This is a genomic window from Pseudomonas sp. (assembly GCF_002796985.1).
Classification (GTDB): Bacteria; Pseudomonadota; Gammaproteobacteria; order Pseudomonadales; family Pseudomonadaceae; genus Pseudomonas.
In genome coordinates this window covers 16,132-41,137 of sequence record NZ_PEKX01000006.1, presented here as the reverse complement: position 1 = coordinate 41,137, position 25,006 = coordinate 16,132, and the positions used below count along the sequence as shown (strand labels likewise).

At 66.9% G+C, this 25,006-nt stretch carries 24 protein-coding genes and 1 pseudogene; 14 read left to right on the top strand and 11 right to left on the bottom strand.

The annotated features are described in order from the left end of the window. Positions 1–130: 130 nt before the first annotated feature. The 5 genes and pseudogenes from scpB to CTR55_RS05020 all read right to left on the bottom strand — a co-directional run bounded on the left by scpB (position 131) and on the right by CTR55_RS05020 (position 5,265). A complete protein-coding gene (gene scpB / locus CTR55_RS05040) occupies positions 131–1,171 on the bottom strand; it encodes an SMC-Scp complex subunit ScpB (RefSeq protein ID WP_296284458.1) in 1,041 nt (346 codons plus the stop codon). A 288-nt stretch (positions 1,172–1,459) separates the two neighbouring features. Next, positions 1,460–2,278 (bottom strand): annotated as a pseudogene (locus CTR55_RS05035) (ScpA family protein); the annotation flags it as partial. A 209-nt stretch (positions 2,279–2,487) separates the two neighbouring features. Continuing rightward, positions 2,488–3,702, bottom strand: a complete 1,215-nt coding sequence (locus tag CTR55_RS05030; RefSeq protein WP_296284457.1) for a tryptophan--tRNA ligase — start codon at positions 3,700–3,702, stop codon at positions 2,488–2,490. A 61-nt stretch (positions 3,703–3,763) separates the two neighbouring features. Then, the gene (locus CTR55_RS05025; RefSeq protein WP_296284456.1) at positions 3,764–4,393 is read right to left on the bottom strand and encodes an L-threonylcarbamoyladenylate synthase; all 630 of its coding nucleotides are present in this window, start codon (positions 4,391–4,393) and stop codon (positions 3,764–3,766) included. Then, entirely contained in the window at positions 4,390–5,265 is an 876-nt protein-coding gene (locus CTR55_RS05020; RefSeq protein ID WP_296284455.1) for a PHP domain-containing protein, read from the bottom strand. The genes CTR55_RS05025 and CTR55_RS05020 overlap by 4 nt, the downstream gene beginning before the upstream one ends. A gap of 183 nt (positions 5,266–5,448) precedes the next feature. Here CTR55_RS05020 and CTR55_RS05015 point away from each other — a divergent pair, with 183 nt between their 5' ends. The 7 genes from CTR55_RS05015 to CTR55_RS04985 all read left to right on the top strand — a co-directional run bounded on the left by CTR55_RS05015 (position 5,449) and on the right by CTR55_RS04985 (position 10,118). Continuing rightward, complete coding sequence (locus tag CTR55_RS05015; RefSeq protein WP_296284454.1) at positions 5,449–6,042, top strand: septation protein A; 594 nt, start codon at positions 5,449–5,451, stop codon at positions 6,040–6,042. Position 6,043: 1 nt separating this feature from the next. Continuing rightward, positions 6,044–6,343: a YciI family protein gene (locus tag CTR55_RS05010; RefSeq protein WP_037011035.1), complete on the top strand. Its 300-nt coding sequence runs from the start codon at positions 6,044–6,046 to the stop codon at positions 6,341–6,343. A gap of 107 nt (positions 6,344–6,450) precedes the next feature. Beyond that, entirely contained in the window at positions 6,451–6,873 is a 423-nt protein-coding gene (locus CTR55_RS05005) for a translation initiation factor 2 (IF-2, GTPase) (RefSeq protein WP_296284453.1), read from the top strand. A gap of 13 nt (positions 6,874–6,886) precedes the next feature. Beyond that, entirely contained in the window at positions 6,887–7,564 is a 678-nt protein-coding gene (locus CTR55_RS05000) for a response regulator transcription factor (RefSeq protein ID WP_296284452.1), read from the top strand. Positions 7,565–7,733: 169 nt separating this feature from the next. Further along, the gene (locus CTR55_RS04995) at positions 7,734–8,189 is read left to right on the top strand and encodes a Spy/CpxP family protein refolding chaperone (protein WP_296284451.1); all 456 of its coding nucleotides are present in this window, start codon (positions 7,734–7,736) and stop codon (positions 8,187–8,189) included. A gap of 91 nt (positions 8,190–8,280) precedes the next feature. Next, positions 8,281–9,615 (top strand): HAMP domain-containing sensor histidine kinase, encoded by a 1,335-nt coding sequence (locus CTR55_RS04990; RefSeq protein WP_296284450.1) that lies wholly within the window; start codon positions 8,281–8,283, stop codon positions 9,613–9,615. Between the two features lie 26 nt (positions 9,616–9,641). Continuing rightward, positions 9,642–10,118, top strand: coding sequence for a hypothetical protein (locus tag CTR55_RS04985; protein ID WP_296284449.1), 477 nt, complete (start codon positions 9,642–9,644; stop codon positions 10,116–10,118). Here CTR55_RS04985 and CTR55_RS04980 read toward each other — a convergent pair. Further along, positions 10,099–10,659, bottom strand: a complete 561-nt coding sequence (locus CTR55_RS04980; protein ID WP_296284448.1) for a nitroreductase family protein — start codon at positions 10,657–10,659, stop codon at positions 10,099–10,101. The two genes, CTR55_RS04985 and CTR55_RS04980, sit on opposite strands and share 20 nt — an antisense overlap. Positions 10,660–10,838: 179 nt before the next feature. On the opposite strand from CTR55_RS04980, the gene CTR55_RS04975 reads away from it, so the two are divergent. Further along, positions 10,839–12,293, top strand: a complete 1,455-nt coding sequence (locus CTR55_RS04975; RefSeq protein WP_296284447.1) for a TrkH family potassium uptake protein — start codon at positions 10,839–10,841, stop codon at positions 12,291–12,293. A gap of 253 nt (positions 12,294–12,546) precedes the next feature. On the opposite strand, the gene CTR55_RS04970 is transcribed toward CTR55_RS04975, so the two are convergent. After that, positions 12,547–13,545: an AraC family transcriptional regulator gene (locus CTR55_RS04970; protein ID WP_296284446.1), complete on the bottom strand. Its 999-nt coding sequence runs from the start codon at positions 13,543–13,545 to the stop codon at positions 12,547–12,549. A gap of 148 nt (positions 13,546–13,693) precedes the next feature. Here CTR55_RS04970 and CTR55_RS04965 point away from each other — a divergent pair, with 148 nt between their 5' ends. Further along, complete coding sequence (locus CTR55_RS04965; RefSeq protein WP_296284445.1) at positions 13,694–14,011, top strand: Mpo1-like protein; 318 nt, start codon at positions 13,694–13,696, stop codon at positions 14,009–14,011. Between the two features lie 4 nt (positions 14,012–14,015). On the opposite strand, the gene CTR55_RS04960 is transcribed toward CTR55_RS04965, so the two are convergent. After that, the gene (locus CTR55_RS04960; protein WP_296284444.1) at positions 14,016–15,536 is read right to left on the bottom strand and encodes a glycosyltransferase family 39 protein; all 1,521 of its coding nucleotides are present in this window, start codon (positions 15,534–15,536) and stop codon (positions 14,016–14,018) included. Between the two features lie 48 nt (positions 15,537–15,584). After that, a complete protein-coding gene (locus tag CTR55_RS04955; RefSeq protein ID WP_296284443.1) occupies positions 15,585–19,901 on the bottom strand; it encodes a DEAD/DEAH box helicase in 4,317 nt (1,438 codons plus the stop codon). Positions 19,902–20,013: 112 nt separating this feature from the next. Here CTR55_RS04955 and CTR55_RS04950 point away from each other — a divergent pair, with 112 nt between their 5' ends. Next, a complete protein-coding gene (locus CTR55_RS04950; protein WP_296284442.1) occupies positions 20,014–20,382 on the top strand; it encodes a hypothetical protein in 369 nt (122 codons plus the stop codon). Positions 20,383–20,460: 78 nt separating this feature from the next. On the opposite strand, the gene cheR is transcribed toward CTR55_RS04950, so the two are convergent. Further along, positions 20,461–21,282: a protein-glutamate O-methyltransferase CheR gene (gene cheR / locus CTR55_RS04945; protein WP_296284441.1), complete on the bottom strand. Its 822-nt coding sequence runs from the start codon at positions 21,280–21,282 to the stop codon at positions 20,461–20,463. A 121-nt stretch (positions 21,283–21,403) separates the two neighbouring features. Further along, positions 21,404–22,342 (bottom strand): chemotaxis protein CheV, encoded by a 939-nt coding sequence (locus CTR55_RS04940; protein ID WP_296284440.1) that lies wholly within the window; start codon positions 22,340–22,342, stop codon positions 21,404–21,406. 136 nt (positions 22,343–22,478) lie between these two features. Between CTR55_RS04940 and flgA the strand changes: the two genes are divergently transcribed. The 4 genes from flgA (at position 22,479) to CTR55_RS04920 (ending at position 24,973) form a co-directional block, all read left to right on the top strand. Continuing rightward, positions 22,479–23,168 (top strand): flagellar basal body P-ring formation chaperone FlgA, encoded by a 690-nt coding sequence (gene flgA, locus CTR55_RS04935; protein WP_296284873.1) that lies wholly within the window; start codon positions 22,479–22,481, stop codon positions 23,166–23,168. Positions 23,169–23,310: 142 nt separating this feature from the next. Beyond that, complete coding sequence (gene flgM, locus CTR55_RS04930) at positions 23,311–23,622, top strand: flagellar biosynthesis anti-sigma factor FlgM (protein WP_296284439.1); 312 nt, start codon at positions 23,311–23,313, stop codon at positions 23,620–23,622. 43 nt (positions 23,623–23,665) lie between these two features. Then, positions 23,666–24,127 carry a flagellar export chaperone FlgN gene (gene flgN / locus CTR55_RS04925; RefSeq protein ID WP_296284438.1) on the top strand — a complete coding sequence of 154 codons (462 nt, stop codon included), beginning with the start codon at positions 23,666–23,668 and terminating at the stop codon, positions 24,125–24,127. Between the two features lie 96 nt (positions 24,128–24,223). Continuing rightward, positions 24,224–24,973, top strand: coding sequence for a flagellar brake protein (locus CTR55_RS04920; protein WP_296284437.1), 750 nt, complete (start codon positions 24,224–24,226; stop codon positions 24,971–24,973). Positions 24,974–25,006 lie beyond the last annotated feature (33 nt).

Sequence of the window (25,006 nt, the reverse complement as noted above, 5' to 3'; positions counted from 1 at the left end):
TAAATGGGCGGCATCCCCGGGTGTTGCCGCCTGCGCCCTGCGAACGCGGCACATAAGGTCGTCGCGCCCGAGGCGGAAGTCAATCACCGAACGGCTGGAAAGCCTCGGTCGGATACGCAAAAGGCTGGGCTCAATGGTCGCGATTGCGCGCGTTGAACTCCATTTCCTCGAGCATCGCTTCGCGCAGGGCGCGCTCTTCGTCCCACTCTTCTTCCTGCGCGGTAACCGGCGGTGGCGGAGCAGCCTCAGGCGGCACGGGCGCTGCGGCTTCGGATGCGTCTTCGACGGCACCCTCGATTGCATCGGGCGACTCGACCTCGGGCAACGCATGCACGCCACTGAAGTCGGCGTCCACGCCGGTGTCTTCGTCGTCACTCGGCGGGCGGTCGATCAGGTCGTCGAAGTCAGTCTTCAGGCCTTGCTCCATCTCGTCCAGCTCAATGAGCAGGCTGCGGAAGCTGGTTTCCTCCTTCGGCTCTTCCGGCGGCGCAGGTTCGGGCTCTTCGCCGGCATCGCGCACGGCCTGGTCGGCCAAGGCCTGAAGGGACGCGGGCACGTAATCCTCGTCGTACTCCTCGGGGTTCGGCAGGCTGGCCACCGGTGCCATGTCCTCGAGGATCGGCTGCGGCTCAGGCTCCATCAACTTCAGCTCGGCCAGCGGCGGCAGCTCTTCCAGGCTCTTGAGGTTGAAGTAGTCGAGGAAGGTGCGGGTGGTGGCGAGCATCGCTGGGCGGCCGGGAACTTCGCGGTAGCCGACGATGCGGATCCACTCGCGCTCCATCAGCGTCTTGACGATCTGGGTGTTCACCGCGACGCCACGGATCTCCTCGATTTCGCCACGGGTGATGGGCTGGCGGTAGGCGATCAGCGACAGGGTCTCCAGCAGCGCACGGGAGTAGCGCTGCGGGCGCTCCTCCCAGAGCCGGCCGACCCAGGAGGCGAACTTCTCGCGCACCTGCAGGCGGTAACCGGTGGCAACTTCCTTCAGCTCGAAGGAACGCCCGGAACAGGACAGGCTCAGCACCGCCAGCGCATCGCGGAACTGCTGCGGCTCGGGGCGCTCGGCCTCCTCGAACAGCTCGCCGAGGCGCTCCAGCGACATGGGCTTGCCGGCAGCCAGGAGGATGCCTTCGAGCAGGGTCGCCAGTTCTTGCGGGTCGGAGAGATTCATCGGGGGCTCGGGTCAGGGTCGGAATACGAAGGTTTCACCGTTCAGGCGGGAAAGCTACTCAAAGCGCGGCGCCAGGGCAACGCTGGCGGATCAGAGCGGCTCGTCTTCCGGCTCGCCATCCAGGGCCTGGTCGAGCACTGCCTCACCTTCCGGGCCGTCGAAATGGCCGTCCTCGAAGGTCAGTTCGGCCGGCGCTTCCTCGCGCGGCTCGAACGCGCCTTCACCGCCGTCCTCCAGCACCTCTTCCGACACTTCGCCAAAGCGTGCACCGCCCTCCTGCACTTCCGTGCGGGCGCGGACATGGATGGGAGCGAAGGCTTCGTTCTGCACCAGCTCCACCAGTTGCTCCTTGACCAGTTCCAGCACCGCCATGAAGGTCACCACCACGCCGAGCTTGCCCTCCTCGACACGGAACAGGCTGATGAAGGGCACGAAGCCCTCGCCCTTCAGGCGTTCGAGAATCTCCGTCATGCGCTCGCGGGTGGAGAGCATCTCGCGGGTGACCTGGTGGCTTTCGAACAGGTCGGCGCGGCGCAGCACCTCGGCCATGCACAGCATCAGCTCCTGCATGTCGACTTCCGGCAGCAGCCGGCGCGCCCGCGCATCCGGCGCGGCAACGGTGGGCACCACGTAGTCGCGGCCCAGGCGCGGCAGGTCGTCGAGGTCCTCGGCGGCCTTCTTGAAGCGCTCGTACTCCTGCAGGCGACGGATCAGCTCGGCGCGCGGGTCTTCCTCTTCTTCCTCGGCCTCGGCAGAGCGCGGCAGCAGCATGCGCGACTTGATCTCGGCGAGCATGGCCGCCATCACCAGGTACTCGGCAGCCAGTTCCAGGTGCGCCGACTTCATCAGCTCGACGTAACCCATGTACTGGCGGGTGATCTCCGCCACGGGAATATCGAGGATGTTGATGTTCTGCTTGCGGATCAGGTAGAGCAGCAGGTCGAGCGGGCCCTCGAAGGCTTCGAGGAAGACTTCGAGGGCGTCCGGCGGGATGTACAGGTCCTGCGGCAGCTCGGTCAGGGCCTCGCCGTACACGAGCGCCAGCTGCACCGGCACCTGGTATTCAGGGGCGGCGGCGGGGGCATCCGGCTCGGTCAGGTCACTCATCGGCCACTCGTCAGGCGCTGGGGATCGAAGGCGGCATTATCCCTGCTTTTACCGGCGGTGCGAGGGGCTTTTGGCTCAAGGGATGGGTGGTGTCACATCACAGCGCATGAAGGTTGGCATTGCTGTAGGAGCGAGCTTGCTCGCGAACCACCCCAACGGCGGAGCCAGGTTCGCGAGCAAGCTCGCTCCTACAAAGAGCAAAAGCAGCTCTATCGGTACGACAAGCCCATCGCATGCCGCACTTCCACCAGCGTCTCCCGCGCCGCCTCGCGGGCGCGCTCGGCGCCCTCGGCGAGGATGCTGCGCACCAGCTCGGGGTTGTCCTCGTAGTCCAGTGCGCGCTCCTGGATCGGCGCGAGTTCCTGGAGGATCGACTCGATCAGCGGCCGCTTGCAGTCCAGGCAGCCGATCCCGGCGCTGCGGCAGCCTTCCTGCACCCACTGGCGGCAGCCGTCGTCGGAGTAGATCAGGTGCCACTGCCACACCGGGCAACGCTCCGGCTCGCCGGGGTCGCGCCGATGTACGCGCGCCGGGTCGGTGGGCATGCGCGCGAGCTTCTCCTCGATGGCCGCCGGGCTGTCGCGCAGGGCGATGGTGTTGTGGTGCGACTTGGACATCTTCTGCCCGTCCAGCCCCGGCATCTTTGGCGCATGGCTGGTGAGAGTCTGCGGCTCGGGCAGCAGCACGCGGCTGCTGCCTTCCAGGTAGCCGAACAGTCGGTCACGGTCGCCCAGGGTCAGGCTCTGCTGCTCCATGAGCAGCGCACGGGCGGTTTCCAGCGCCTGCGAATCACCCTGTTCCTGCCAGGCGCGGCGCAGGCTGCTGTAAAGCTTGCCGGTCTTCTTGCCCAGGCGGGTAATGGCCGTCTGGGCGCGGTCCTCGAAGTCCACCTCGCCGCCATACAGGTGGTTGAAGCGGCGGGCGATCTCGCGGGTGAATTCGACGTGGGCGAACTGGTCCGAGCCCACCGGCACCAGGCCTGCGCGGTAGATCAGGATGTCGGCGGCCTGCAGCAGCGGGTAGCCGAGGAAGCCGAAGGTGGAGAGGTCCTTGTGGACCAGCTTTTCCTGCAGCTCCTTGAAGGTCGGCACGCGCTCCAGCCACGACAGCGGGCAGATCATCGACAGCAGCAGGTGCAGCTCGGCGTGCTCGGGCACCTGAGACTGGATGAACAGCGTCGCGGCGCTGGGGCTGACACCCACCGCCAGCCAGTCGATGGCCATATCGCGCACGTGCTGGCGGATGCTGGCGGTCTCGTCGTACTCGGTGGTCAGCGCATGCCAGTCGACGATGGAGAAGTAGCATTCGTACTCGTGCTGCAGCTTCACCCAGTTCTGCAGCACACCGTGGTAATGCCCCAGGTGCAGACGCCCGGTGGGGCGCATGCCGGAGAGCACACGGCGCAGGGATTCGACGCTGGTCAAGCGATCAACCTCGCGGGTTCGGCAATCGGACGACGGAGTATAGCCAGCACGCCGGGCGTGCTCAGGCGTTGACCATGAAGGGTTCCGGGTCGCCGCAGCCAACGCGCACCACCACCGGGTCCTCGTCAGTCAGGGCAATCACCGTGGAGGCCTCGCCACCGCCGAAACCACCGTCGATGATGAGGTCGACGAAGTGCTCGAGCTGGTCACGCATCTCGTAGGGGTCGTTCAGCGGCTCGCTCTGGCCGGGCAGGATCAGGCTGACGCTCATCAGCGGCTCACCCAGCTCCTCCAGCAGCGCCAGGGCGATCGGGCAGGCCGGCACGCGCAGGCCGATGGTGCGGCGCTTGGGGTGCAGCAGCATGCGCGGCACTTCGCGCGTGGCGTTGAGGATGAAGGTGTAAGGGCCGGGGGTATGCGCCTTGAGCAGGCGGAACAGGCGGGTGTCGACCTTGGCGTAGAGGCCCAGCTCGGAGAGGTCGCGGCATACCAGAGTAAAGTTGTGCTTGTCGTCCAGCCGGCGCAGGTGGCGGATGCGCTCCACCGCGGACTTCTCGCCGATGCGGCAACCCAGCGCGTAGGACGAGTCGGTGGGATAGGCGATCACCCCACCCTGCCGGACGATCTCCACCGCCTGCTTGATCAGGCGCGCCTGGGGATTTTCCGGGTGGATCTGAAAGAACTGGCTCATGGAGTCTCCTTGATCCCGATGGCGTTCTCGGCGCTGGCGAAGCGCGGCCAGAGCGGCGGCAGGTCTTCCGGCACGCTCCGGTAAAGGCCCAGCTCCGACCAGTCGCTGGGGCCGTGGAAGTCGCTGCCGGCGGTGACCATCAGGCCGAACTCGCGGACAAGGATGCTCAGCACGCCGACCTGCTCGGCCGGTTGCGGGCCGTTGCAGACTTCCAGCGCATGGCCGCCGGCGGCGATGAAGTCGGCCACCAGCTTGCGTCGCTTGGTACGGGTGAAATCGTACTGGTAGGGGTGCGCCAGGCTGATCCAGGCGCCCGCCGCGCGCAGCGTGCCGACGGCGTCGGCGAGGCTCGGCCAGTGCTGCTTGACGTCACCCATCTTGCCGGCGCCCAGCCACTTGCGGAAGGCCTCCGCGCGATCCTTGACGTAGCCCTGGCGCAGCAGGAACTCGGCGAAGTGCGGGCGCGCCGGGGCGTTCTCGCTGTCGCCCAGCTCGGCCTGCACCGCCCGCGCGCCCTCGAAAGCGCCGGGCATGCCCTTGGCTTCCAGGCGCCGGCCGATCTCCTCGGCGCGGGTCCAGCGGGCGCGGTGCAGGTCGTCCAGCGCCTTCACCAGCGGCTCGGCCGTCGCATCGAAGCCATAGCCCAGCACGTGAATGGTCGCCCCGCCCCAGGTGCAGGACACCTCGACGCCGTCCACCAGTTCCATGCCCAGCGCCTGCGCGGCGCGGCGCGCCTCGGGCAGGCCATCGAGGGTGTCGTGGTCGGTCAGCGCCAGCACGCGCACGCCGCGCCCGTGGGCGCGCTCGACCAGGGCCGTCGGGCTGAGGAGTCCGTCGGACGCGGTGCTGTGGCAATGCAGGTCGACTCGCATGGGGCTTCCAGGGAATGCAGGGATGAGTTTCGATCCGGATAACTTTCTGTATAGACGCTTCTGTGCCAACGCTCCCGCGGCAACGGCTTGAAACCATGATCTGACGCAGCGTTGGGCGGATGGCCCTTTCAGTTAATCCGCAGGTTGGTATTATGCCGGCTCTACTGGGCTCTGGCTGCCGTAATGAAGCAATTCATCGATTTCATTCCCCTCATTCTCTTCTTCATCGTCTACAAGCTCGACCCGCGCAACGTCGAACTCGCCGGCCAGAGCTTCTCGGTCGGCGGGATCTACAGCGCCACCGCGGTGCTGATCGCCACTTCCGTGGTGGTCTACGGCGCCCTGCTGATCAAGCAGCGCAAACTGGACAAGGGCCAGTGGGTGACGCTCGCCGCCTGCCTGGTGTTCGGCGGCATGACCCTGGCCTTCCACAGCGAAACCTTCCTCAAGTGGAAGGCGCCGGTGGTGAACTGGCTCTTCGCCCTGGCCTTCGCCGGCAGTCACTTCATTGGTGGCCAGCCGCTGATCCAGCGCATCATGGGCCACGCGGTACACCTGAACGATTCCCTCTGGGCGAAGCTGAACGTCGCCTGGGTGCTGTTCTTCCTGATCTGCGGCTGTGTCCAGCTGTTCGTCGCCTTCAACTTCCAGGACTACTGGGTGGACTTCAAGGTGTTCGGCAGCCTGGGCATGACCCTGCTGTTCCTGATCGGCCAGGGCGTGTTCCTGGCCCGCCACATGCACGATGAACCTACCGGCGAAAAACCCAAGGACTGACATGCTCTACGCGATCATTGCCCGTGACATCACCGCCTCCCAAGAACGTCGCCTGGCTGCCCGCCCCGCGCACATCGCCCGCCTGGAGCAATTGAAGGAAGAGGGCCGCCTGGTCCTGGCCGGCCCGCACCCGGCCATCGATAGCAACGACCCGGGCGCCGCCGGCTTCACCGGCAGCCTGATCGTCGCCGAGTTCGACTCCCTGGCCGCCGCGCAAGCCTGGGCCGACGCCGACCCGTACCGCGCCGCCGGCGTCTACGCCGAAGTCGTGGTCAAGCCGTTCAAGAAAGTCCTGCCCTAACAGCGCGCCAGCGTTGCACCCCGCGGCACGGAGCGCTACGGGGCATCGCGGCCGGACAGCGCCGGGATGGCCATGGACGGCGGCACATCATCGAACAAGGAGTCCCGATGCGCCGTTTGCCCCTGCTCGCCTGCCTCGCCCTACCGCTACCCGCCCTCGCCGAAGAGCCCGTCACGGAGCAACCGGCGCAATCCGCTGTCCAAGAAACAGCTCAACCGCCGACCGCTGATCCTGAACTGGAGCAGCGCCTGGCGGAAAGCGAACGGCAGCGTGCCGAACTGGCCGCACAACTCGCCGCGCAACCCGCAAATCAGGACAACAGCCAGGACGAAGCGCGTATCGCCCGCCTGACCCAGGAAAACCAGCGCCTGAAGCTGCAACTGCGCGAGGCCCAGGCCAACCAGCCGCCGCGTCTGCTCACCGAGCAGCAGACCTGGTACCTGACCGGCGCCGGCACCGCCCTGCTGGCGTTCATCCTGGGCATGTTGAGCCGTGGCCGACGCCGCGGGCGCCGCGAATGGATCAACTGAAAGAAGCCTCTTCATGAGTGAACTGCTGCTGATCGACGACGATGTCGAGCTCTGCGAACTGCTGACCACCTGGCTGACCCAGGAAGGCTTCAGCATCCGCGCCGCCCACGATGGCGCACAGGCCCGTGCCGCGCTGGGCAGTCGCGCGCCGGACGCGGTCGTGCTCGACGTGATGCTGCCCGACGGCAGCGGCCTGGAACTGCTCAAGTCGCTGCGCAGCGACCACCCCGACCTGCCGGTGCTGATGCTCTCCGCCCGCGGCGAACCGCTGGACCGCATCCTCGGTCTGGAACTGGGCGCCGACGACTACCTGGCCAAACCCTGCGACCCGCGCGAACTGACCGCCCGCCTGCGCGCCGTACTGCGCCGCAGCCACCCGGCGCAGCCCGCCGCCCAATTGGAACTGGGCGACCTGGCGCTGAACCTGTCGCGTGGCGTGGCCACCATCGGTGCCGAGGAAATCAGCCTGACCCTCTCCGAGAGCCGCATCCTCGAAGCCCTGCTGCGCCAACCGGGCGAGCCGCTGGACAAGCAGGCCCTGGCGCAGCTCGCGCTGGGCCGCAAGCTGACCCTGTACGACCGCAGCCTGGACATGCACGTCAGCAACCTGCGCAAGAAGCTCGGCGGCCACCCCGACGGCCGCCCGCGCATCCTCGCCCTGCGCGGGCGCGGCTATTTCTACGCGCCCTGAACCTTCGTCGTTTTTCCGCCCGGGCCGCTCTGGCCCGGACTTCGTAAATATTCCAGCAAGACCTCACGCAATCTTTACCGAAGCTTTACGTGGGACTGACCGCCCTTGACCTTGCCGACCCTAGACTGGGCTCATCCGGTAACGACCGGCCCCTGAAAGGAGAAACACCATGCGCAAGACCCTGACCGCCCTGCTGATCGCTGCCGCCCTGCCGACCGTCGCGCTGGCGGCCACTCCGGCGCCGACCGACGCTCCGCCACCGGCCCCGTTCATGAAGGACCACGGCCCGGGCATGCACCGCGGCGAACACGGCGGCGCGTTCCGCGAACTGAACCTGACCCAGGATCAGCGCCAGCAAGTCGGCAAGCTGATGGGCGACTCGATGAAGGATCGCCGCGCGATCACCGAGAAGTACTGGAACAAGCTGCCCGAGGCCGACCGCAAGGCCATGCAGGAAGAACTCAAGGCCAACCGTGACAAGGCCGACGCCGGCATCCGCGGCATCCTTACCCCCGAACAGCAGAAGAAGTTCGACGAGCTGAAGAAGCAGCGCGAACAGCGCAAGGCCGAATGGGCCGAGTTCCAGAGCTGGAAGGCTCAGAAGGACGGCGCCAAGACCAACTGATAGCGCAAGCCACGCAGGCGCCGGGTCATGACCCGGCGTCTGCCGTGGAGCCCCTGACAACGGATAGACCATGCGGCTGAACAGGAAGACCATGCGTTCACTCTTCTGGCGGATCCTCGCCGCCTTCTGGCTCGCCCTGTTGCTGGTGGCCGGACTGTCGATCCTGCTGGGCCGCGCCCTGAACCAGGACACCTGGGTCATCGCCCGTTATCCGGGGCTGCACGACATCGCCAAGCAATGGACCCTGCGCTACGAGACGCAAGGCCCGGACGCCGCACAAAAGTTGCTGGAAAGCCGCCGGCAGCAATACGAACTTTCGGTGCAGGTCCTCGACGAGACCGGCCAGCGCCTGGTCAACGGCACCAACCTGCCCCGCCCGCCACGCCCGCGCGGCAACTTCGACCGCGAGAACCTGCCGCGCTTCCCCTGGCGCCAACTGAGCCAGGAATACACCAGCAGCCGCACCGACCAGACCTACCTGTTCATCTACCGCATACCACACCCGACGCTGCAGGCCTGGCACCGCAGCAGCCTGCTCTGGCCGCTGAGCGCGCTGGGTATCGCCCTGGTGGTGCTGACCGTATTCAGCCTGTTGCTGACCCTGTCCATCACCCGCCCGCTGAACCGCCTGCGCCGCGCCGTGCATGACCTCGGCCAGACCAGTTACCAACAGGACAGCCTCGCCCGCCTCTCACGCCGTGGTGACGAACTGGGCGTACTGGCCCGCGACTTCAACCGCATGGGCGACCGCCTGCAAAGGCTGATCGGCAGCCAGCGCCAGCTGCTGCGTGACGTGTCCCACGAACTGCGCTCGCCGCTGGCACGCCTGCGCATCGCCCTGGCCCTGGCCGAACGCGCCGGGCCCGAACAGCGCGCCGCCATGTGGCCGCGGCTGGAGCAGGAATGCGACCGTCTTGAGGCGCTGATCAGCGAAATCCTCACCCTCGCCCGCCTCGATGCCGAGCCCGGCCCGACCAGCCACATCGATCTGCTGCCGCTGTTCGAGCGCCTGCGCAATGATGCGCAACTGCTCCATCCCGAACAGCACATCCAACTCGACATCGCCCCGCCACTGGCCCTCGACGGCTGGCCGGACATGCTCGAACGCGCCCTCGACAACCTGCTGCGCAACGCGCTGCGCTTCAACCCGGCGGAGCAGCCGTTGGAAGTGCGGGCCGAGGTCGCTGACGATCGCTTGCACATCAGCATTCGCGATCATGGTCCCGGCGCCAGCGAGGAACACCTGGCGCAACTGGGCGAACCCTTCTTCCGCGCTCCCAACCAGAGCAGCCCCGGCCATGGTCTGGGCCTGGCCATCGCCCGTCGCGCCATCGAGCGCCACCACGGCAAGCTGCGTCTGGCCAACCATCCCGAGGGCGGTTTCCTGGCCAGCATCGACCTGCCGCTGCATCGGCGAGTCAGCTGATTCGAGCGCACTTTCGGAGAGCAACCATGAGCCTTCCCGCTTTCGCTACCCCGATCCCCACCCCGCCATTGCCGCCGCCGGCCGCCCTGCTGCGCAGCGAGCCCTATGATGATCCGCAGTATCTGGTGCTGGCGGTGGAACTGGCGCGCCTCGCGAGCCAGTGGCGCGCACGATGGCCCGGCTTGCGTCTGAGCCTGCCGCAAAGCGGCACCTGGCCGCTGGAAAGCTGGCCGGATGCGCTGGGCGATGCATTGGATTCGCTGCTGGAAGCGGCGCTGGTGCGCCATCCGCATGCCGCGCTGGAGCTATCGCTCGGTTCAGCACACGGTGAGCTGCGCCTGGATTTACAGGGTCGCGACCCGCAGGCGCGGGCCTGGCTGCCGGAGGCCCTGCCCCCGGCGCGGCAACTGGCGGCCTGGCAAGGCGGACACCTGCTCTGGCGCGCCCGCGCCAGCGGCTGGAAGGTTCGCCTGGAACTGCCGCTCAGCCCCGCCAGGCGCTGACGAACCCGGCCGGGTCCAGCGGCGCCGGGCGGCGCAACTCACCGATCGGCGTGCCGAGGTAGATGAAACCGACGATGCGCTCGTTCTCGGCCAGGCCCAGGCCCTCACGCACCAGCGGGTCGAACGCCATGGCGCCGGTCCGCCACATCGCCCCCAGCCCTTCGGCGTAGGCCGCCTGGATAATGCCGTGGGCGGCACAGCCCGCCGCCAGCCACTGTTCGATTTCCGGTACCTTGGGGTGATCCTGCAGGCGCGCCACGGCGACCACCAGCAGTGGCGCGCGCAGCGGCATGGCGCGTGCCTTGTCCAGCGCCTCGGGCTTGCCGTCCGGCTCATTGGCGGCCAGTGCGCGGGCGAACAGCTCACCCAGCGCCTTGCGCGCCTCGCCTTCCACGGTGAGGAAACGCCAGGGCCGCAGTTGCCCGTGGTCCGGGGCGCGCAAGGCGCTGCGGAACATGCGGTCCAGTTGCTCGGCGGACGGTGCCGGCTCGCTCAGGCGGGCGTGGGACACACGGTTGAGCAACGCGTCGAGAGCCTCCATGGGCTGCCTCCAGTCAATCTCGAAAGCCGCCATTGTAGACGCAAAGGGTTCGCATTTTCCCAGGAAAGACTGCACCTGCCTTTCCCGCTCAACTTGTAAAGGGGAACGCTGTCACGCGGTTTACTCTCGCCAGACGGCAGGTAGAATGGCCGGTTCCCGTCCTTCCAGAACTCCAGCGCATGGCACTGCCGACACTCCGTACCCTTGGTTTCATCATCGGCATCTTCGTGATCACGCTGGCGGTCGCCATGCTGGTCCCCATGGCCACGCTGCTGTATTACGGCCGCGCCAACGAACTGCACCCGTTCATCTGGTCGGCGATCATCACCTTCACCTGCGGGCTGGGCCTGGTCATCCCCGGCCGCCCGGAGCAGGTGCACCTGCGCCCGCGGGACATGTACATGCTCACCGTGTCGAGCTGGGTGATCGTCTGCTTCTTCTCTTCCCTGCCGTTCATGTTCGCCCGGCACATCAGCTTTACCGACGCGATCTTCGAGAGCATGTCGGGCATCACCGCCACCGGCTCGACCGTCCTTTCCGGCCTGGACAAGATGTCCCCGGGCATTCTCATCTGGCGCTCGCTGCTGCACTGGCTGGGCGGCATCGGCTTCATCGCCATGGCGGTGGCGATCCTGCCGATGCTGCGCATCGGCGGCATGCGCCTGTTCCAGACCGAATCCTCCGACCGCTCAGACAAGGTCATGCCGCGCTCGCACATGGTGGCCAAGTACATCGTCGGGGTTTACGTGGCCATCACCATCGCCGGTACCCTGGCATTCTGGTGGGCCGGCATGGGCCTGTTCGACTCGCTCAACCATGCCATGTCGGCGATCTCCACCGGCGGCTTTTCCACCTCCGACCAGTCGCTGGCCAAGTGGCATCAGCCGGCGGTGCACTGGGTCGCGGTAATGGTGATGATCCTCGGCAGCATCCCCTTCGTGCTCTACGTCGCCACCCTGCGCGGCAACCGCAAGGCGCTGCTGCGCGACCACCAGGTGCACGGCTTTCTGGGCCTGCTGGTGTTCACCTGGCTGGTGATGGGCACCTGGTATTCGGTGAACTCCGGCCTGCCCTGGTTCGACGCCTTCCGCATCGTCGCGGTGAACGTGACCTCGGTGATGACCACCACCGGCTTCGCCCTGGGCGACTACGGCCTGTGGGGGCATTTCTCGATCATGCTGTTCTTCTACCTGGGCTTCATCGGCGGCTGCTCCGGCTCCACCGCCGGCGGCATCAAGATCTTCCGCTTCCAGGTGGCCTATACCCTGCTGCGCGCCAGCCTGTACCAGCTGATCCACCCACGCGCGGTGATCAAGCAAAGCTACAACGGCCACCGCCTCGACGAAGAGATCGTGCGCTCGATCCTGACCTTCTCGTTCTTCTTCGGCGCCACGGTCGGCGGCCTGGCGCTGGGCCTGTCATTCCTCGGCCTGGACTGGATGACCTCGCTCACCGGCGCCGCCAGCACGGTAGCCGGCGTCGGCCCGGGCATGGGCCCGATCATCGGCCCCTCGGGCAACTTCGCCTCGCTGCCGGACGCCGCCAAGTGGCTGCTCTGCGGCGGCATGCTGCTCGGGCGGCTGGAGATCATCACCGTGCTGGTGCTATTCACCCCGGCCTTCTGGCGGCATTGAACGCCCCCACAGCCGCTTAGTGGGCCGGATGAATACGCCGTAGGATGGCGTGGAGCGCAGCGATACCCATCGAATCCGCGCACCGACAGCATGGGTTGCGCTCCAGCCATCCTACAAATCGATATACCGGGAACGCCGGCACACGGCGCTGCCCTTGTAGGAGCGAGGGGGACGCCCTCGTTATTGCTCGCGAACCGCTTAACGCTGGAGCAGGCGGGAACTCCTTCGCGAGCAAGCTCGCTCCTACAACAACTTAAAGCCCCTCGCGGTACTCCCCCGGCGTCTTGCCGAACCAGCGGCGGAAGGCGCGGAAGAAGTTGCTCGGCTCCGAGAACCCCAGCAGGTAGGCGATTTCCAGCAGCGTCATGCGCGGCGTGGCCAGGTACTGCTGGGCCAGTTCGCGGCGGGTGTCATCGAGCAGTTGCTGGTAGCTGCTGCCCTCCTCCTGCAGGCGACGCTGCAGGGTGCGCTCGGAGAGGTGCAGCGCCTGCGCCACGCTTTCGCGCTTAGGCTCGCCCTGGGGCAGCAGGCGGCACAGCACCTGACGGGTCTGGTGGCTGAAGCGGCTGCTGACGAAGCGCGCCAGGTACTCCCCGGCGAATCGATCATGCAGACGCGCCAGCTCCTCGTTGGCGGTGGGCAGCGGTGCGCTCATGTCCTCGTGGGAGAACAGCATCGCGCAGTCCGTGTGACCAAAGCTCAACGGCGCCTGGAACAGCTCGCGGTAGGGTTCCAGGTTCTGCGGCGCGTCGCCGGCCAGGCGCACTTCCAGTGGCTTGATCGCCCGCCCGGTGATCCAGCGCAGCATGGCGATCAGACTGGCCAACGAGCACTCCGCGCTCTGCCGTGGCACGGGCAGGCGGTCGCCATGCACCACGATGCGGTACAGGCAGCCTTCGGGCAGGCGGCGGAAAGTCAGGTCGGCACCCTCGGCAATGATCCGCTGGTAACGCTCCAGGCGCTCGAAACCCTCGCCCAGGTTGCGGCTGGACATCAGCGCATAGCCGACCACGGGGAACGCCGGCGTGTGCACGCGGGCGATGTTCAGGCCGATGGCCGGGTTGCCGGAAAGTGCCACGGCGCGGTTCCACAGACGGCTCATGGCGTCCTGCGGGAAACGTGCGTCGGGGTCGTCGAGGGCGGCGAAATCAAGCTCTAGTTCAGTGAACAACGCGCGGCAGTCGAGGCCCTCCAGCTCCAGGGACTGGACGATCCCCCGCACCCAGCTGGACAAGGTTGTACGCTCAGGCATGCAATTTCTTCTGGTTATGGTGGTGATCCGCGCCGAACGGCCGGATAAGCCGGCGGCACAGGGGGATACTAAACTGGCCCCCACTGTCATCCGCAAGTCTGAAGGCACCAGCCTACACTGGCGTCATCACAACAACAGGAGGTGCGCCATGAGCACCCAGACCGCCGATCGATTCCAGAGCTTCGCCGAGTTCTACCCGTACTACCTGCAGGAACACAGCAACGCCGTGTGCCGCCGCCTGCATTACGTGGGCAGCCTGCTGGTGCTGTCCATCCTCGCCTACGCCATCATCAGCGGGCACTGGCTGTGGTTGCTGGCCATGCCGCTGGCCGGCTACGGCTTCGCCTGGGTCGGCCACTTCGTGTTCGAGAAGAACCGCCCGGCCACCTTCAAGTACCCACTGTGGTCGCTGATGGGCGACTGGGTGATGCTCAAGGACGCCTTCACCGGGCGCATTCGTTTCTGAGCCCTCAGCGCGCGGCGTTTCTCAGCGCCACGCGTTCGAACAGCAGCGCCTGCACTTCCCCGCCGGCATGCTGGGCGACTCGCCGCCAGCTGGCGGGCACATCGGGGATCTCGTTGTCGTTGTAGCGACTCATTACCAGCCAGACGCGGCCATCGTCCTGCGGCAGGTCGGCCAGGCGATCGACGAAGCTGTGCTGGCGGTCATCGATCAGCGAACCGAAACCATAACGGCCCGGCCGCCCGGAAGAGCCGTCCGGCGCCGGCGCGGTATACAGCAGCGGCTCGCTGCCGGTGCCGTTGTAATAACGGAACGCCAGGTACCAGAGGATATCGTCCACCACCACTCGGTCGCCGGCGCGGTAATGGACGTTGACGTACGCGACCATGCCGTCGAACTGTTCGTCCGGGTCCGTCTCGTAGGCGCGCGCCAACCCCAGGCCCTGCAGGCCGAGCAGCGTCGCCAGCGCCACTGCCCCCAGCGCACGCCGCACCTCCAGCAAGCGGTCCAGCGCCAGCGCGAACAGCAGCGGCAGGCCCAGGGCAAATGCCGTCAGATAGCGCTCGACGAACACCGACGAAACGAAAGACACGCCATACAGCGCCAGCAGCGGCAGGCCGACATACAGCACCAGCAGAACGCCGATGCGCTGACGGCTGCGGTCGCTGCGCAGCACCAGCAGGATCGTCGCCAGCACCAGCAGCGGCACGCCCACCAGCAAGGGCCAGGGCAACTCGTTGCCGTCGGATTGCGCCAGCCATTGCCAGAGCATCGAGGGTACGGAGCGGGCATCTACCGGTGGCTCCCAGCCCACATCACCGCCCGCGACCAGCACACCCATGTGGCGAATCAGATCGAGCAGGCCGGGCAACCAGGGCAGGAACAGCACGACGATCGCCAGGTTGGCCAACCACCAGTCGCGCCGACGCAACGGACTGTGCGGCAGCGACGCCAGCCACAGCCAATGCACCAGCAGCCCGAGCAGGCTGAAATAGTGGGTATAGAGCGCCGCCGTCATCAGCAGCGCGTAGGCCAGCAGATAACGCCGCCGCCCCGCTTCCAGCCAGTACAGCAGGGCCAGGGTCGCCGCCAGCAGCCAGCAGCCCAGCAGTGAGTACATGCGCACTTCCTGGCTGTAGCGCACCGCCGTGGGCAGCACCGCCAGCAGCAGGACGGCGAGCCAAGCCGCGCGACGATTGGTGATCCGCCAGGCCAGCCAGCCGCCGAGAAATACCGCGAGCGTGCCGAACAGCGCGCTGAGCAGGCGCAGCGACAGAACGCCCTCGCCAAACAGTCCGGTCCACAAGTGCAGCAGGTAGAAGTACAGCGGCGGATGTACGTCGTGGGCGGCGTGCTGCCAGAGTTGCAGCGGCGCATAGCGGGCAAGGAACAGACTGGAGCTTTCGTCACCCCAGATGGCCGAGCCGGTCAGTTCATGCAGACGCAGGCACAGCGCAAGCACCAGCAGTGGCAGGAACCACCACTGGCGCAGCAGGGCAGGCAGGCTCGGGGGCTCGCGGGAAGACATCACAGCCTCACTAGGAGAAACTTCCGTGCCGCTGAGTGTAAGCCAGCGTCAGCGGCGGATCAGCAGTTCCCGCGCGCGGGCCTGGTCTTCCGCCGCCAGCTCCGCGAACAGCTCCACCTCGCCCGCGATCAACGCGCCCACCGGCACGCCATCGCGGTAGAGCACGCGGTTGCTACTCAGCGCCGGCACCTTGCGCCCCGGCAGCAGCGTGCCGGCGAGGTTCAGCGGGTCGACCGCCGAGACCACCAGCCATTCGCCGCTCACCTCGCGGCGGCGCACTTCGCGCAGCAGGCCGACGGCTTCGGGCAGGGCGAACTGCTCGCCGGTCAGCCCGGCGACGAAGCGCCCGCCACGGATTTCCCCGCGCGCTTCCAGGCGGTGGTAGACCCGCAGCAGGTCGCGCCAGGGCGGCAGCCAATCGGCTTCACGGTCGAGCAGGCGCCAGCAGACCACGCCGTAGCGGCGCAGCAGGGTCATGGCGACATGTTCAAGCACTTCCGCCGGCAGCCGCGCTCCCGGCTCCAGCGAGGAGCGGCGCAGCAATGCCCAGCGCCCGGCATCGGCCATGCCGAACAGCGGTGTGCGTGAGCGCCGCTGCGGATGGCGCCTCGCTGCGGGCATCAGCAAGGCACGCAGGCCGGCAAAGCTGTCGGCGTTCACCCGCTCCGCCGCCACCAGCTCACCCAGCACCGTTTCCAGTTCGGTGCGCAACAGGTGGCTGTCGCTGACCAGTTCCTCGAAGAACGACGCGCCGTGTTCCTTGAGCACCTCCAGCACCTTGCTGGCCTTGGCGGACAGCTCCGCCTCCGCCTGCCCCGTGCTCAGCACGCTCCACTGCGCCATTTGCGCGCGCGGCAGCAACACGATGGGCGTGCTCTTCAGCGGGCCACCACGGCCCTTGGCGACGGCTCGGCCCGGCAGGCGCGCCCAGACGATGCGCCCGGCACGGCACAGGTCATCCAGCCAGTTGATCCCGTAATCGGCCACGCGGCTGGGCAGGAGGTCGCTTTCCCAGGCGCTGGCGGCGGCCTGGAAACCTTCCAGCTGGCTGAGCACCCCAGCCAGGGATTCCGCACCGCGCACCCGCGTTCCAGCAGACACACGCTGCCAGTCGAACAGGAAGCGCATGAAATCCGCCCGCGCCACCGGCTCGATCTCCCGGCGCAGGCGCTTGACCGTGTAGCGGTGGATGCGCGCCAGCAAGTGGCGCTCGCACCATTCCTCTTCGCTCGCTCCCGGCGTAAAACGACCGCGCAGCACATAGCCCTCTCGCTCCAGGCTGGCCAGGGCGAAGCCGGTATCGCCGATGGCAATGCCCAGGTCCTGCGCCAGCTCACGCAGCAGGCGCGGGCCGAAACCAGTCAGGCGCGCCCGCACCAGTTCGACCTGCGCCTCGTCCACCGTGCAGGGTTCGCACAGCGCCGGCGGCAGATCGAGCAGCGGCGTCATCGCGACCTGTGGATGCAGCGCCAGCCACTGGCTGAGCCGCTCCGCCGCCACCCAGACAGCGCCCACGGGCAGTTCCAGGCGCGTCGCCCGCCCCGCCTTGGCCAGCGACTGGAGCAGGAAGGGCCAGCCCTCGTTGGCCTGCACCTCGCTCTCGCGGATGCCGCCCAAGCCAGTCAGCGCCTCGTGCATCTCGTCGGCATCGCGGGCTTCGGGCCAGGATTCGGCGCGCACCGCATCGATGGCTTCAACATCCAGCGCACCAAGATCGTCGGCGCTTTCCGGGTCGGTCCAGCGGCGGCTCTGCACGGCCTGGGTGCGGCGCTCTTCCAGCGGCGCGTCGTCGAGGAATGAATAGGGGCTGGCGGACAGCACCTCCGCCGCCAGCGGCGACGGCGCCGGCAGGTCGCGCGCCAGCAGGGTCACTTCGCCACGCTCCATGCGCCGCAGCAAGGCGAGCCAGCCTTCGCTGTCCATCGCCTCGTGCAGGCAGTCGTCGAGGGTCTGCGCCACCAGCGGGTGATCGGGAATCTCGCGCTCGCCGACGATGTTTTCCAGGCACGCGACCTGGTCGGGGAACACCGAGGCCAGCAGGTCCTCGCTGCGCATGCGCTGCAACTGCGGGGCGACTTTGCGCCCGCCGCTGTAGCGCGGCAAGGCCAGCGCCGTGGTGGCGTTCCAGCGCCAGCGCACGCCGAACAGCGGTGCATCGAGCAACGCCTGGATCAGCACCTGCTCGGCACTGTTGGAGTGCAGGTAGCGCCACACTTCGTCCAGCGGGAAGCTGTGGCTGGTGGACAGCGAGAGGATGATCGCGTCTTCGGTGGCGGCGGCCTGCAGCTCGAAGTTGAAGGTGCGGCAGAAGCGCTTGCGCAACGCCAGGCCCCAGGCGCGATTGATGCGGCTGCCGTAGGGCGAATGGATGACCAGTTGCATGCCGCCGGATTCGTCGAAGAAGCGTTCGAGGATCAACGTCTTCTGCGTCGGCAGCGCGCCGAGGGCGTGGCGCGCGCGGGCCAGGTACTCGACCAGTTGCCGCGCCGCCGCATCGTTCAGGCCGAGCTGGCCTTGCAGCCAGTCGATGGCCCGCGCCAGCGGCTCAGCGTCGCTCTCGCCCTGGGCCAGCAATTCGTCCAGTTGGCCGCGCAGGCGCGCGACGCTGGTGGACAGCTCGTCGGTGCGTCCCGGCGCCTCGCCGAGCCAGAAGGGAATGTTCGGCGGCTGGCCCTGGGCGTCCTCGACGCGTACGCGGCCCGGCTCGACCCGGAGGATGCGGTAGGAAATATTGCCCAGCTGGAACACGTCGCCGGCCAGGCTTTCGACAGCAAAATCCTCGTTCACCGTGCCCACCGTCAGCCCCTGCGGCTCCAGCAGTACGGCGTAATCACCGGCGTCGGGAATGGTGCCGCCGGAAGTCACGGCGGTGAGCTTGGCACCGCGCCGGCCGCGCAGGCGCTGGTGCACGGCATCGCGGTGCAGGTAAGCGCCGCGCTGGCCGTTGCGGCTGGCGTAGCCCTCGGCGAGGGTGCGCAGCATGGCGTCGAACTGCTCGCGGCTCAGGTCGGCGTAGGGCTGCGCGGCGGTGAACAGTTCGAACAGCGCGTCCTCGCGCCATTCCTGGCAGGCCACCTCGGCGACTATCTGCTGGGCCAGCACGTCCAGCGGCGCGTGGGGAATACTCAGGGCGTCCAGCTCGTTCTGCCGCACGCTGTCGAGCAATGCCACGCACTCGATCAGGTCGTCCCGCGAGGTGGGGAACAGCCGCCCCTTGGGCGTGCCGCCAACGCTGTGGCCGGAGCGCCCGACGCGTTGCAGGAAGGCAGCGATGGAACGCGGCGAGCCGATCTGGCAGACCAGTTCGACATCACCAATGTCGATGCCCAGCTCCAGCGAAGCGGTGGCCACCAGCACCTTCAGTTGCCCGGCCTTGAGGCGCCGCTCGGCGCCCAGGCGCAGCTCCTTGGACAGGCTGCCGTGGTGCGCCGCCACCCAGCCGGCGCCGATGCGCTCGGCCAGGTGCCGGGTAATGCGCTCGGACAGCCGCCGGGTATTGACGAAGACCAGCGTGGTGCGATGCTCGCCGGCCAGCTCGGCGAGGCGGTCGTAGACCTTGTCCCAGACATCGTGGGACATCACCGCCTCCAGCGGCGCCGCCGGCACTTCCAGGTTCAGGTCGCGCTGGCGGCTGTAGCCGATGTCGACGATGCGGCAGGCCTGATGGCGCCCGACCAGGAAAGCGGCCACTGCCGCGATGGGCTTCTGCGTGGCGGACAGGCCGATGCGCACCAGCGGCGCCTCGCACAATGCCTGCAGACGTTCCAGCGACAACGCCAGGTGGCTGCCTCGTTTGCTTGCCGCCAGCGCATGGATTTCATCGACTATCACGCTGCGCGTGCCAGCCAGCATGGCGCGGCCGGAATCCGAGCCGAGCAGCACGTAGAGCGATTCGGGGGTGGTGACGAGGATGTGCGGCACCTGCCGGCGCATGGCCTCGCGCTCGCTGGAGGTGGTGTCGCCGGTGCGCACCGCCGTGCGGATATCCACCTCCGGCAGACCCAGTTCCACCAGCGCCGCGCGGACGCCGGCCAGGGGCTCCTCGAGGTTGATGCGGATGTCGTTGGACAGCGCCTTGAGCGGTGAGACGTAGACCACCGTGGTGCGGTCCGGCAGCTCGCCGCCGTGTTCCAGCCCCTCGCGAACCAGTGCGTCGATGGCCGAAAGAAACGCCGTGAGCGTCTTGCCCGAGCCGGTGGGCGCCGCCACCAGCGTCGACTCGCGCGCCTGGATCGCCGGCCAGGCCTCGATCTGCGCCTGGGTCGGCGCAGGGAAATGTGCGCGGAACCAGCCGGCCACCGCCGGGTGGAAAGCGGACAGCACATCGGCTCGCTGGGCGCGAGAGGAGATTCGAGGGGCAGTCATGCCAACCAATATGGTGGTGCGCGAAGCCCGTCACAAGGACCACTGATCGCACCTCGCCGCAGGCCGCGCCAGCCGTTACTCTTCCTCCATCCACAAGGCGAAAGAGCACTCGATGAGCGACCGTGATCGCGACTACTACTGGGAACAGGTCAGGCAGCAGAATCGGCGGAAGCCGCCCGAAGACCCGAAGCGCAATTGGCGGATGCTGGTGAAGCCGCTGCTGTGGTTCCTCATCCCACTGCTGATCATCGCCGCCGGCACGGCCCTGTGGCGCAACCCGGCCAGCCATGCCTGGGTGCAGGAACGCTGGATGGTCCTGCAGAGTCGCCTGGGCCTTTCCCCTGCCGGAATGGAAGCGGCACCGGCGGCCTCGCCCTACAGCGACAGCCCGCGCAAGCTGTCGGACTGCATCAAGCCGGGGAATGTGATCGACGACGAAGTCCGGGCCTGCGTAAAGGGGTACCGGCCGAAAACCTGGTAACGGAAATCAGTCGGGCCAGCCGACGGATTGCGGGCGTGGCGCTCTCCTGCAATCGAAGCCCCCGCCCGGACAGGCCAATCACTTGGCCTTGTAGATGATCCCCGGGCTGCACTGAACCATCTGGTAGTGATCCGGCAGCGCGTTGAGCGCCTCGGAAGCGCCGAGGAACAGGTAGCCGCCCGGTTTGAGCGTGGCATGGATGCGCAGGAGGATGTCGCGCTTCACCTCGGCCGAGAAATAGATCAGCACGTTGCGGCAGAACACCATGTCGAACTTGCCCAGCGTCGCGTAGCTGTCCAGCAGGTTCAGCGCGCGGAACTCCACGCGGCTCTTGATCGCCGGCTTCACCGTCCAGCGGCCCGGGGTCTTCTGGTCGAAGTAGCGCGCCAGGCGCTCCTGCGACAGGCCGCGGCCGATCGCCAGGCTGTCGTACTCGCCGCCCTTGCAGGCGGTGAGCATGGAGCCGGACAGGTCGGTGGCGACGATCTGCACGCCCGCCTTCAACTGGCCAAGGTTGCTGCGCTCGAACTCGTCGATGGTCATCGACAGTGAATAAGGTTCCTGCCCCGAGGAGCAGGCCGCCGACCAGATACGCAGGCGCTGGCCGGGCGCAGCCTTGATCGCCTCCGGCAGCACGCGGCTCTTCAGCACCTCGAAGGGATAGGTATCGCGAAACCACAGGGTCTCGTTGGTGGTCATCGCGTCGACCACCTGCTCGCGCAGCTGGCTGCGCATCTGGACCTTCTGCACCAGTTCGCCCAGGGACTTGATGCCCTGCTGTTCCATCAACTTGTTCAAGCGGCTGGCGACCAGGTACTGCTTGTTGGCACCCAGGAGGATGCCGCAGGTCTTCTCCAGGAAATCCCGGAACAGCTCGAATTCAGAATGGGTGGATGTCACAGATACGCCTCTTTGCTCGTGGGCGGCTGCCGACGGTACGCCGACAACTGCCTGACCGGTGTTCAAAAAACCTTAGACGATGCGGACGGCACCGGCGCCACCCGCAACTTGTCACGCTGGATCAGGCCGACGCACCATCCACCGCCTTGATCCGGTCCGACACACGGGCTGCCAGGTCGTCGGGACGGAACTTGGCGAGGAAGTCGTCAGCGCCGACCTTCTTCACCATGGCCTGGTTGAACACCCCGGACAACGAAGTATGCAGGAGAATATGCAGGTCCTGCATGCGCGGGTCGTGACGGATTTCCGCCGTGAGCGTGTAGCCGTCCATTTCCGGCATCTCGATATCCGAGATCACCATCAGCAGATCACTGCCCGGATGCCCTCCGGCTTCCACCATCTGGTGCAGGTAATCCAGCGCCTGGCGGCCATCGTTGAGCGCCAGCACCTCGACGCCGACAGTTTCCAGGCAACGCACCAGCTGTTTGCGCGCCACCGAGGAGTCGTCCACCACCAGCACGCGCTTGCTCACCGCGCGGGCCTGGGTCTCGGCATCCAGCACGCCTTCGGAGATGTCCTCCGAGGTTGGCGCCACTTCGGCGAGGATCTTCTCCACGTCGATGATTTCCACCAGTTGGTCGTCCACCCGCGTCACCGCCGTCAGGTAATGGTCGCGGCCGGTGCCCTTGGGTGGCGGATGGATCGACTCCCAGTTCATGTTGACGATGCGCTCCACCGAGTGCACCAGGAAGCCCTGCACCTTGGTGTTGTACTCGGTGATGATCACGAAGCTGTTGGCGATGTCCCGCAGGGCGTAACGCCCCGTGGCCAGCGCCAGGTCGAGAATCGGAATGGTGCCGCCACGGATGTTCGCCACCCCGCGTACCACCTGGCTGGATTTGGGCATCACGGTCAGGCGGGGGCACTGCAGCACCTCCTTTACCTTGAACACGTTGATCCCGTACAGCTGGCTGCCGTTCAAGCGGAACAGCAGCAGTTCGAGACGATTCTGGCCAACCAGCTGCGTACGCCGATTGACCGAATCCATGACTCCGGCCATTGAGCCTCCTGTGCACGCAACGCCGCCCGACTCACAAAGGCGGCATGACCATTGCTTGGATCGTTGCATGAAACACGCAACGACATTTTTCCGACAGCCGAGACCCGCGCGCGCCCTGCTGGCTGCGCTGCTCGGCATGACGGGTGCGCTGACCCTCTCCCCGGCTGGGGCGGAAGGCTTCACCGCGCCTGAGATCCTTATCGGCTCCACCCAGGGCTTTCTTGAGTTCAAGGTGGAAGATTATCTGCAGACTTCCGGCACAGACGCGCGCTACGAGATCGAAGTCGCCCGCATCGACCCCCGCCTGCGCCTGGCGCAGTGCGACAAAGACCTGACGCAGGCGCTGGAAAGCCCGGCGCAGCCCGTGGGTCGGGTCACGGTGCGGGTACGCTGCGACGGCAGCTCGCCCTGGACGGTTTTCGTCCCGGCCACGGTCAGGTTGTACCGTCAGATTGTCGTCACCACCCAGCCGCTCAAGCGCGACCATGTGATCGAAGCCGCCGACATCAGCGTCGTCGAGCGCGACGTCGGTCCGCTGACCCAGGGCTACCTGACCGACCCCGAGCGGGCGCTGGGGCAGAAGCTCAAGCGTGCCACGGTGAACGACCAGGTCCTGGCGCCGGTCTTCCTCGAGCAGGCCGCCGCCGTGCGCAAGGGCGAGCAGGTGGTGATCCGCGCCCGCACCAGCGCCATCAAAGTACTGATGCCCGGCGAGGCGCTGTCCGACGGCGTGCCAGGCGAGCAGATCCGCGTGCGCAACCTGCGCTCGCAGCGTATCGTCAAGGCACGGGTGATCGAGCCGGGGACCGTCGAAGTCACCCTGTAACCCTGCGGTTGGCAGCCGTTTCTGGCATGATGACGGCAGCGCTGCGCAAAATGTGTTCGGGCGCACAAAAATTCGGCCTAAAGTTTTCCTGCAGACGGCCGAAAAGCTTGGCAAGCGTCCAATACCTCCAGAGGTTTCCAACATGGTCATCGACTTCAACCGGCTGAACCCGGCCTCTACGCCAGCCACCACTGGCCGTAGCGGTGCCGCCCAGAGCGGTCGCAGCGAAACCGCCAGCGAATCCACCGTCAACGCCCCGGCCAAGAGCGGCGAACCGGTACAGCTCAGCGATACCGCGCAGCAGCTGCAGAAAGTGAGCGATCAACTGAAGGACCAGCCCGTGGTCGACAACGAGAAAGTGGCTCGCATCAAGGCGGCCATCGCTGACGGCAGCTATCAGGTCGACAGCCAGCGGGTGGCCGGCAAGCTGCTCGATTTCGAATCCCAGCACTGAGTCCGACTCGCGCTGGCCCCTTTCGTAGAACGCCGAGCCCAAGATGTCTGACGCCCTGCTTTCCCTGATCAATGGCGACATCGAAGCCGCCCGCGCGCTGCTGCAACTGATCGACGACGAGTTCCAGGCGCTGCAGGTGCGCGACCTGGCCCAGTTGCAGAAGCTGCTTGATCGCAAGCTGCCGCTGCTCCAGCAGCTCGAGCGCAATGGTCGCGAGCGCACCGTCGCGCTGCAACAGGCCGGCGTCAGCGTCGATCGCGAAGGTCTGGTCCAGCTCGCCCAGGCCAGCGCCAACGGCGAACTGCTGGCGCGCGGCGACGAACTCGCCACCCTCCTCGACCAGTGCCAGGAAGCCAACCAGCGCAACGGCAAGGTCATCCGCGCCGGCCAGGCCAGCACCGGGCGCCTGCTCGATATCCTGCGCGGCCAGGACACTCCCAATCTCTACGACCGCCGTGGCGGCTCGACCCAGAGCAGCCGCCAGCGCCCGCTCAGCCAGGCCTGATCGCCTCTGGCCTGAAGCTCCGCCCTGGGGCAAAATGCCATCACCCGCCCTGCCCCGTGCACGACTCATAACAAACACAATGGAGACCCGCGGACCGTGTCCAATCTGTTCGCCGAGGAAAATGGCCCTCAACCGCCGAAGGTGTTGAAAGCTCCGGTGGAGATCCACGCCAGCCTGAAAATGCTGATGGACAGTCACGATCCCCTGGTGATCACCTTCGAAGGTCGCAGCCAGCGCTTCCAGAGCTTCGTCGTCGAGGTCAACCGCGAACGCAACCTCGTAGCCCTCGATGAACTCATTCCCAACGACGGCGAGCGTTACCTGCAGAACGGCGAGCAATTCCGCATCGAGGCCTTCCATGAAGGCGTGCGCATCGCCTGGGAAAACACCCAGAACGCCTTCTTCTCCGAAATCGACGGCGCCCGCTGCTACTGGCTGCCGGTACCCGCCGAGATGCTCTACCACCAGCGCCGCAACGCCTTCCGAGCCCCCGTGGGCCAGGGTCAGCCGGTGGCCGTGGAAATCGGCGGCAGCAAACTGAAATCCCCGCTCAAGGGCAGCCTGATCGACATCTCCGCCACCGGCTGCAAGATTCGCCTGGAAGGCAACGCCGCCGAGCGCCTGCAGCCCGGCCAGATCTATGAAGAATTCACCGCCCGCCTGCCCTTCGGCGCCCTGACCCTGGAAGTCGAACTGCGCCACGTGCATTTCGAGGAAAAGGTCGGGTACAGCTTTGCCGGCGTGCGCTTCCATCAGATGAGCGGCCTGACGCAGCGCAACATCGAGCGCCTGGTCTACCAGTTGCAACGCGAAGCCCGACGCTTCGAGAAGGACGAACTGTTCTAGCCCCTGCCGGGCGGCAAGCGCCTGCCGCCCTGG

Coding starts and splice junctions, on each gene's coding strand:
- CTR55_RS04980 (WP_296284448.1), bottom strand. CDS start 10,659: ATGGAGGCTCTCGACGCGTTGCTCAACCGTGTGTCCCACGCCCGCCTG.
- CTR55_RS04960 (WP_296284444.1), bottom strand. CDS start 15,536: ATGTCTTCCCGCGAGCCCCCGAGCCTGCCTGCCCTGCTGCGCCAGTGG.
- CTR55_RS05015 (WP_296284454.1), top strand. CDS start 5,449: ATGAAGCAATTCATCGATTTCATTCCCCTCATTCTCTTCTTCATCGTC.
- CTR55_RS04975 (WP_296284447.1), top strand. CDS start 10,839: ATGGCACTGCCGACACTCCGTACCCTTGGTTTCATCATCGGCATCTTC.
- flgN (WP_296284438.1), top strand. CDS start 23,666: ATGTCTGACGCCCTGCTTTCCCTGATCAATGGCGACATCGAAGCCGCC.
- scpB (WP_296284458.1), bottom strand. CDS start 1,171: ATGAATCTCTCCGACCCGCAAGAACTGGCGACCCTGCTCGAAGGCATC.
- CTR55_RS04995 (WP_296284451.1), top strand. CDS start 7,734: ATGCGCAAGACCCTGACCGCCCTGCTGATCGCTGCCGCCCTGCCGACC.
- flgM (WP_296284439.1), top strand. CDS start 23,311: ATGGTCATCGACTTCAACCGGCTGAACCCGGCCTCTACGCCAGCCACC.
- CTR55_RS04940 (WP_296284440.1), bottom strand. CDS start 22,342: ATGGCCGGAGTCATGGATTCGGTCAATCGGCGTACGCAGCTGGTTGGC.
- CTR55_RS05000 (WP_296284452.1), top strand. CDS start 6,887: ATGAGTGAACTGCTGCTGATCGACGACGATGTCGAGCTCTGCGAACTG.
- CTR55_RS05020 (WP_296284455.1), bottom strand. CDS start 5,265: ATGCGAGTCGACCTGCATTGCCACAGCACCGCGTCCGACGGACTCCTC.
- CTR55_RS05005 (WP_296284453.1), top strand. CDS start 6,451: ATGCGCCGTTTGCCCCTGCTCGCCTGCCTCGCCCTACCGCTACCCGCC.
- CTR55_RS04955 (WP_296284443.1), bottom strand. CDS start 19,901: ATGACTGCCCCTCGAATCTCCTCTCGCGCCCAGCGAGCCGATGTGCTG.
- CTR55_RS04985 (WP_296284449.1), top strand. CDS start 9,642: ATGAGCCTTCCCGCTTTCGCTACCCCGATCCCCACCCCGCCATTGCCG.
- CTR55_RS05025 (WP_296284456.1), bottom strand. CDS start 4,393: ATGAGCCAGTTCTTTCAGATCCACCCGGAAAATCCCCAGGCGCGCCTG.
- CTR55_RS04950 (WP_296284442.1), top strand. CDS start 20,014: ATGAGCGACCGTGATCGCGACTACTACTGGGAACAGGTCAGGCAGCAG.
- CTR55_RS04965 (WP_296284445.1), top strand. CDS start 13,694: ATGAGCACCCAGACCGCCGATCGATTCCAGAGCTTCGCCGAGTTCTAC.
- CTR55_RS04990 (WP_296284450.1), top strand. CDS start 8,281: ATGCGTTCACTCTTCTGGCGGATCCTCGCCGCCTTCTGGCTCGCCCTG.
- CTR55_RS05010 (WP_037011035.1), top strand. CDS start 6,044: ATGCTCTACGCGATCATTGCCCGTGACATCACCGCCTCCCAAGAACGT.
- CTR55_RS04970 (WP_296284446.1), bottom strand. CDS start 13,545: ATGCCTGAGCGTACAACCTTGTCCAGCTGGGTGCGGGGGATCGTCCAG.
- flgA (WP_296284873.1), top strand. CDS start 22,479: ATGACGGGTGCGCTGACCCTCTCCCCGGCTGGGGCGGAAGGCTTCACC.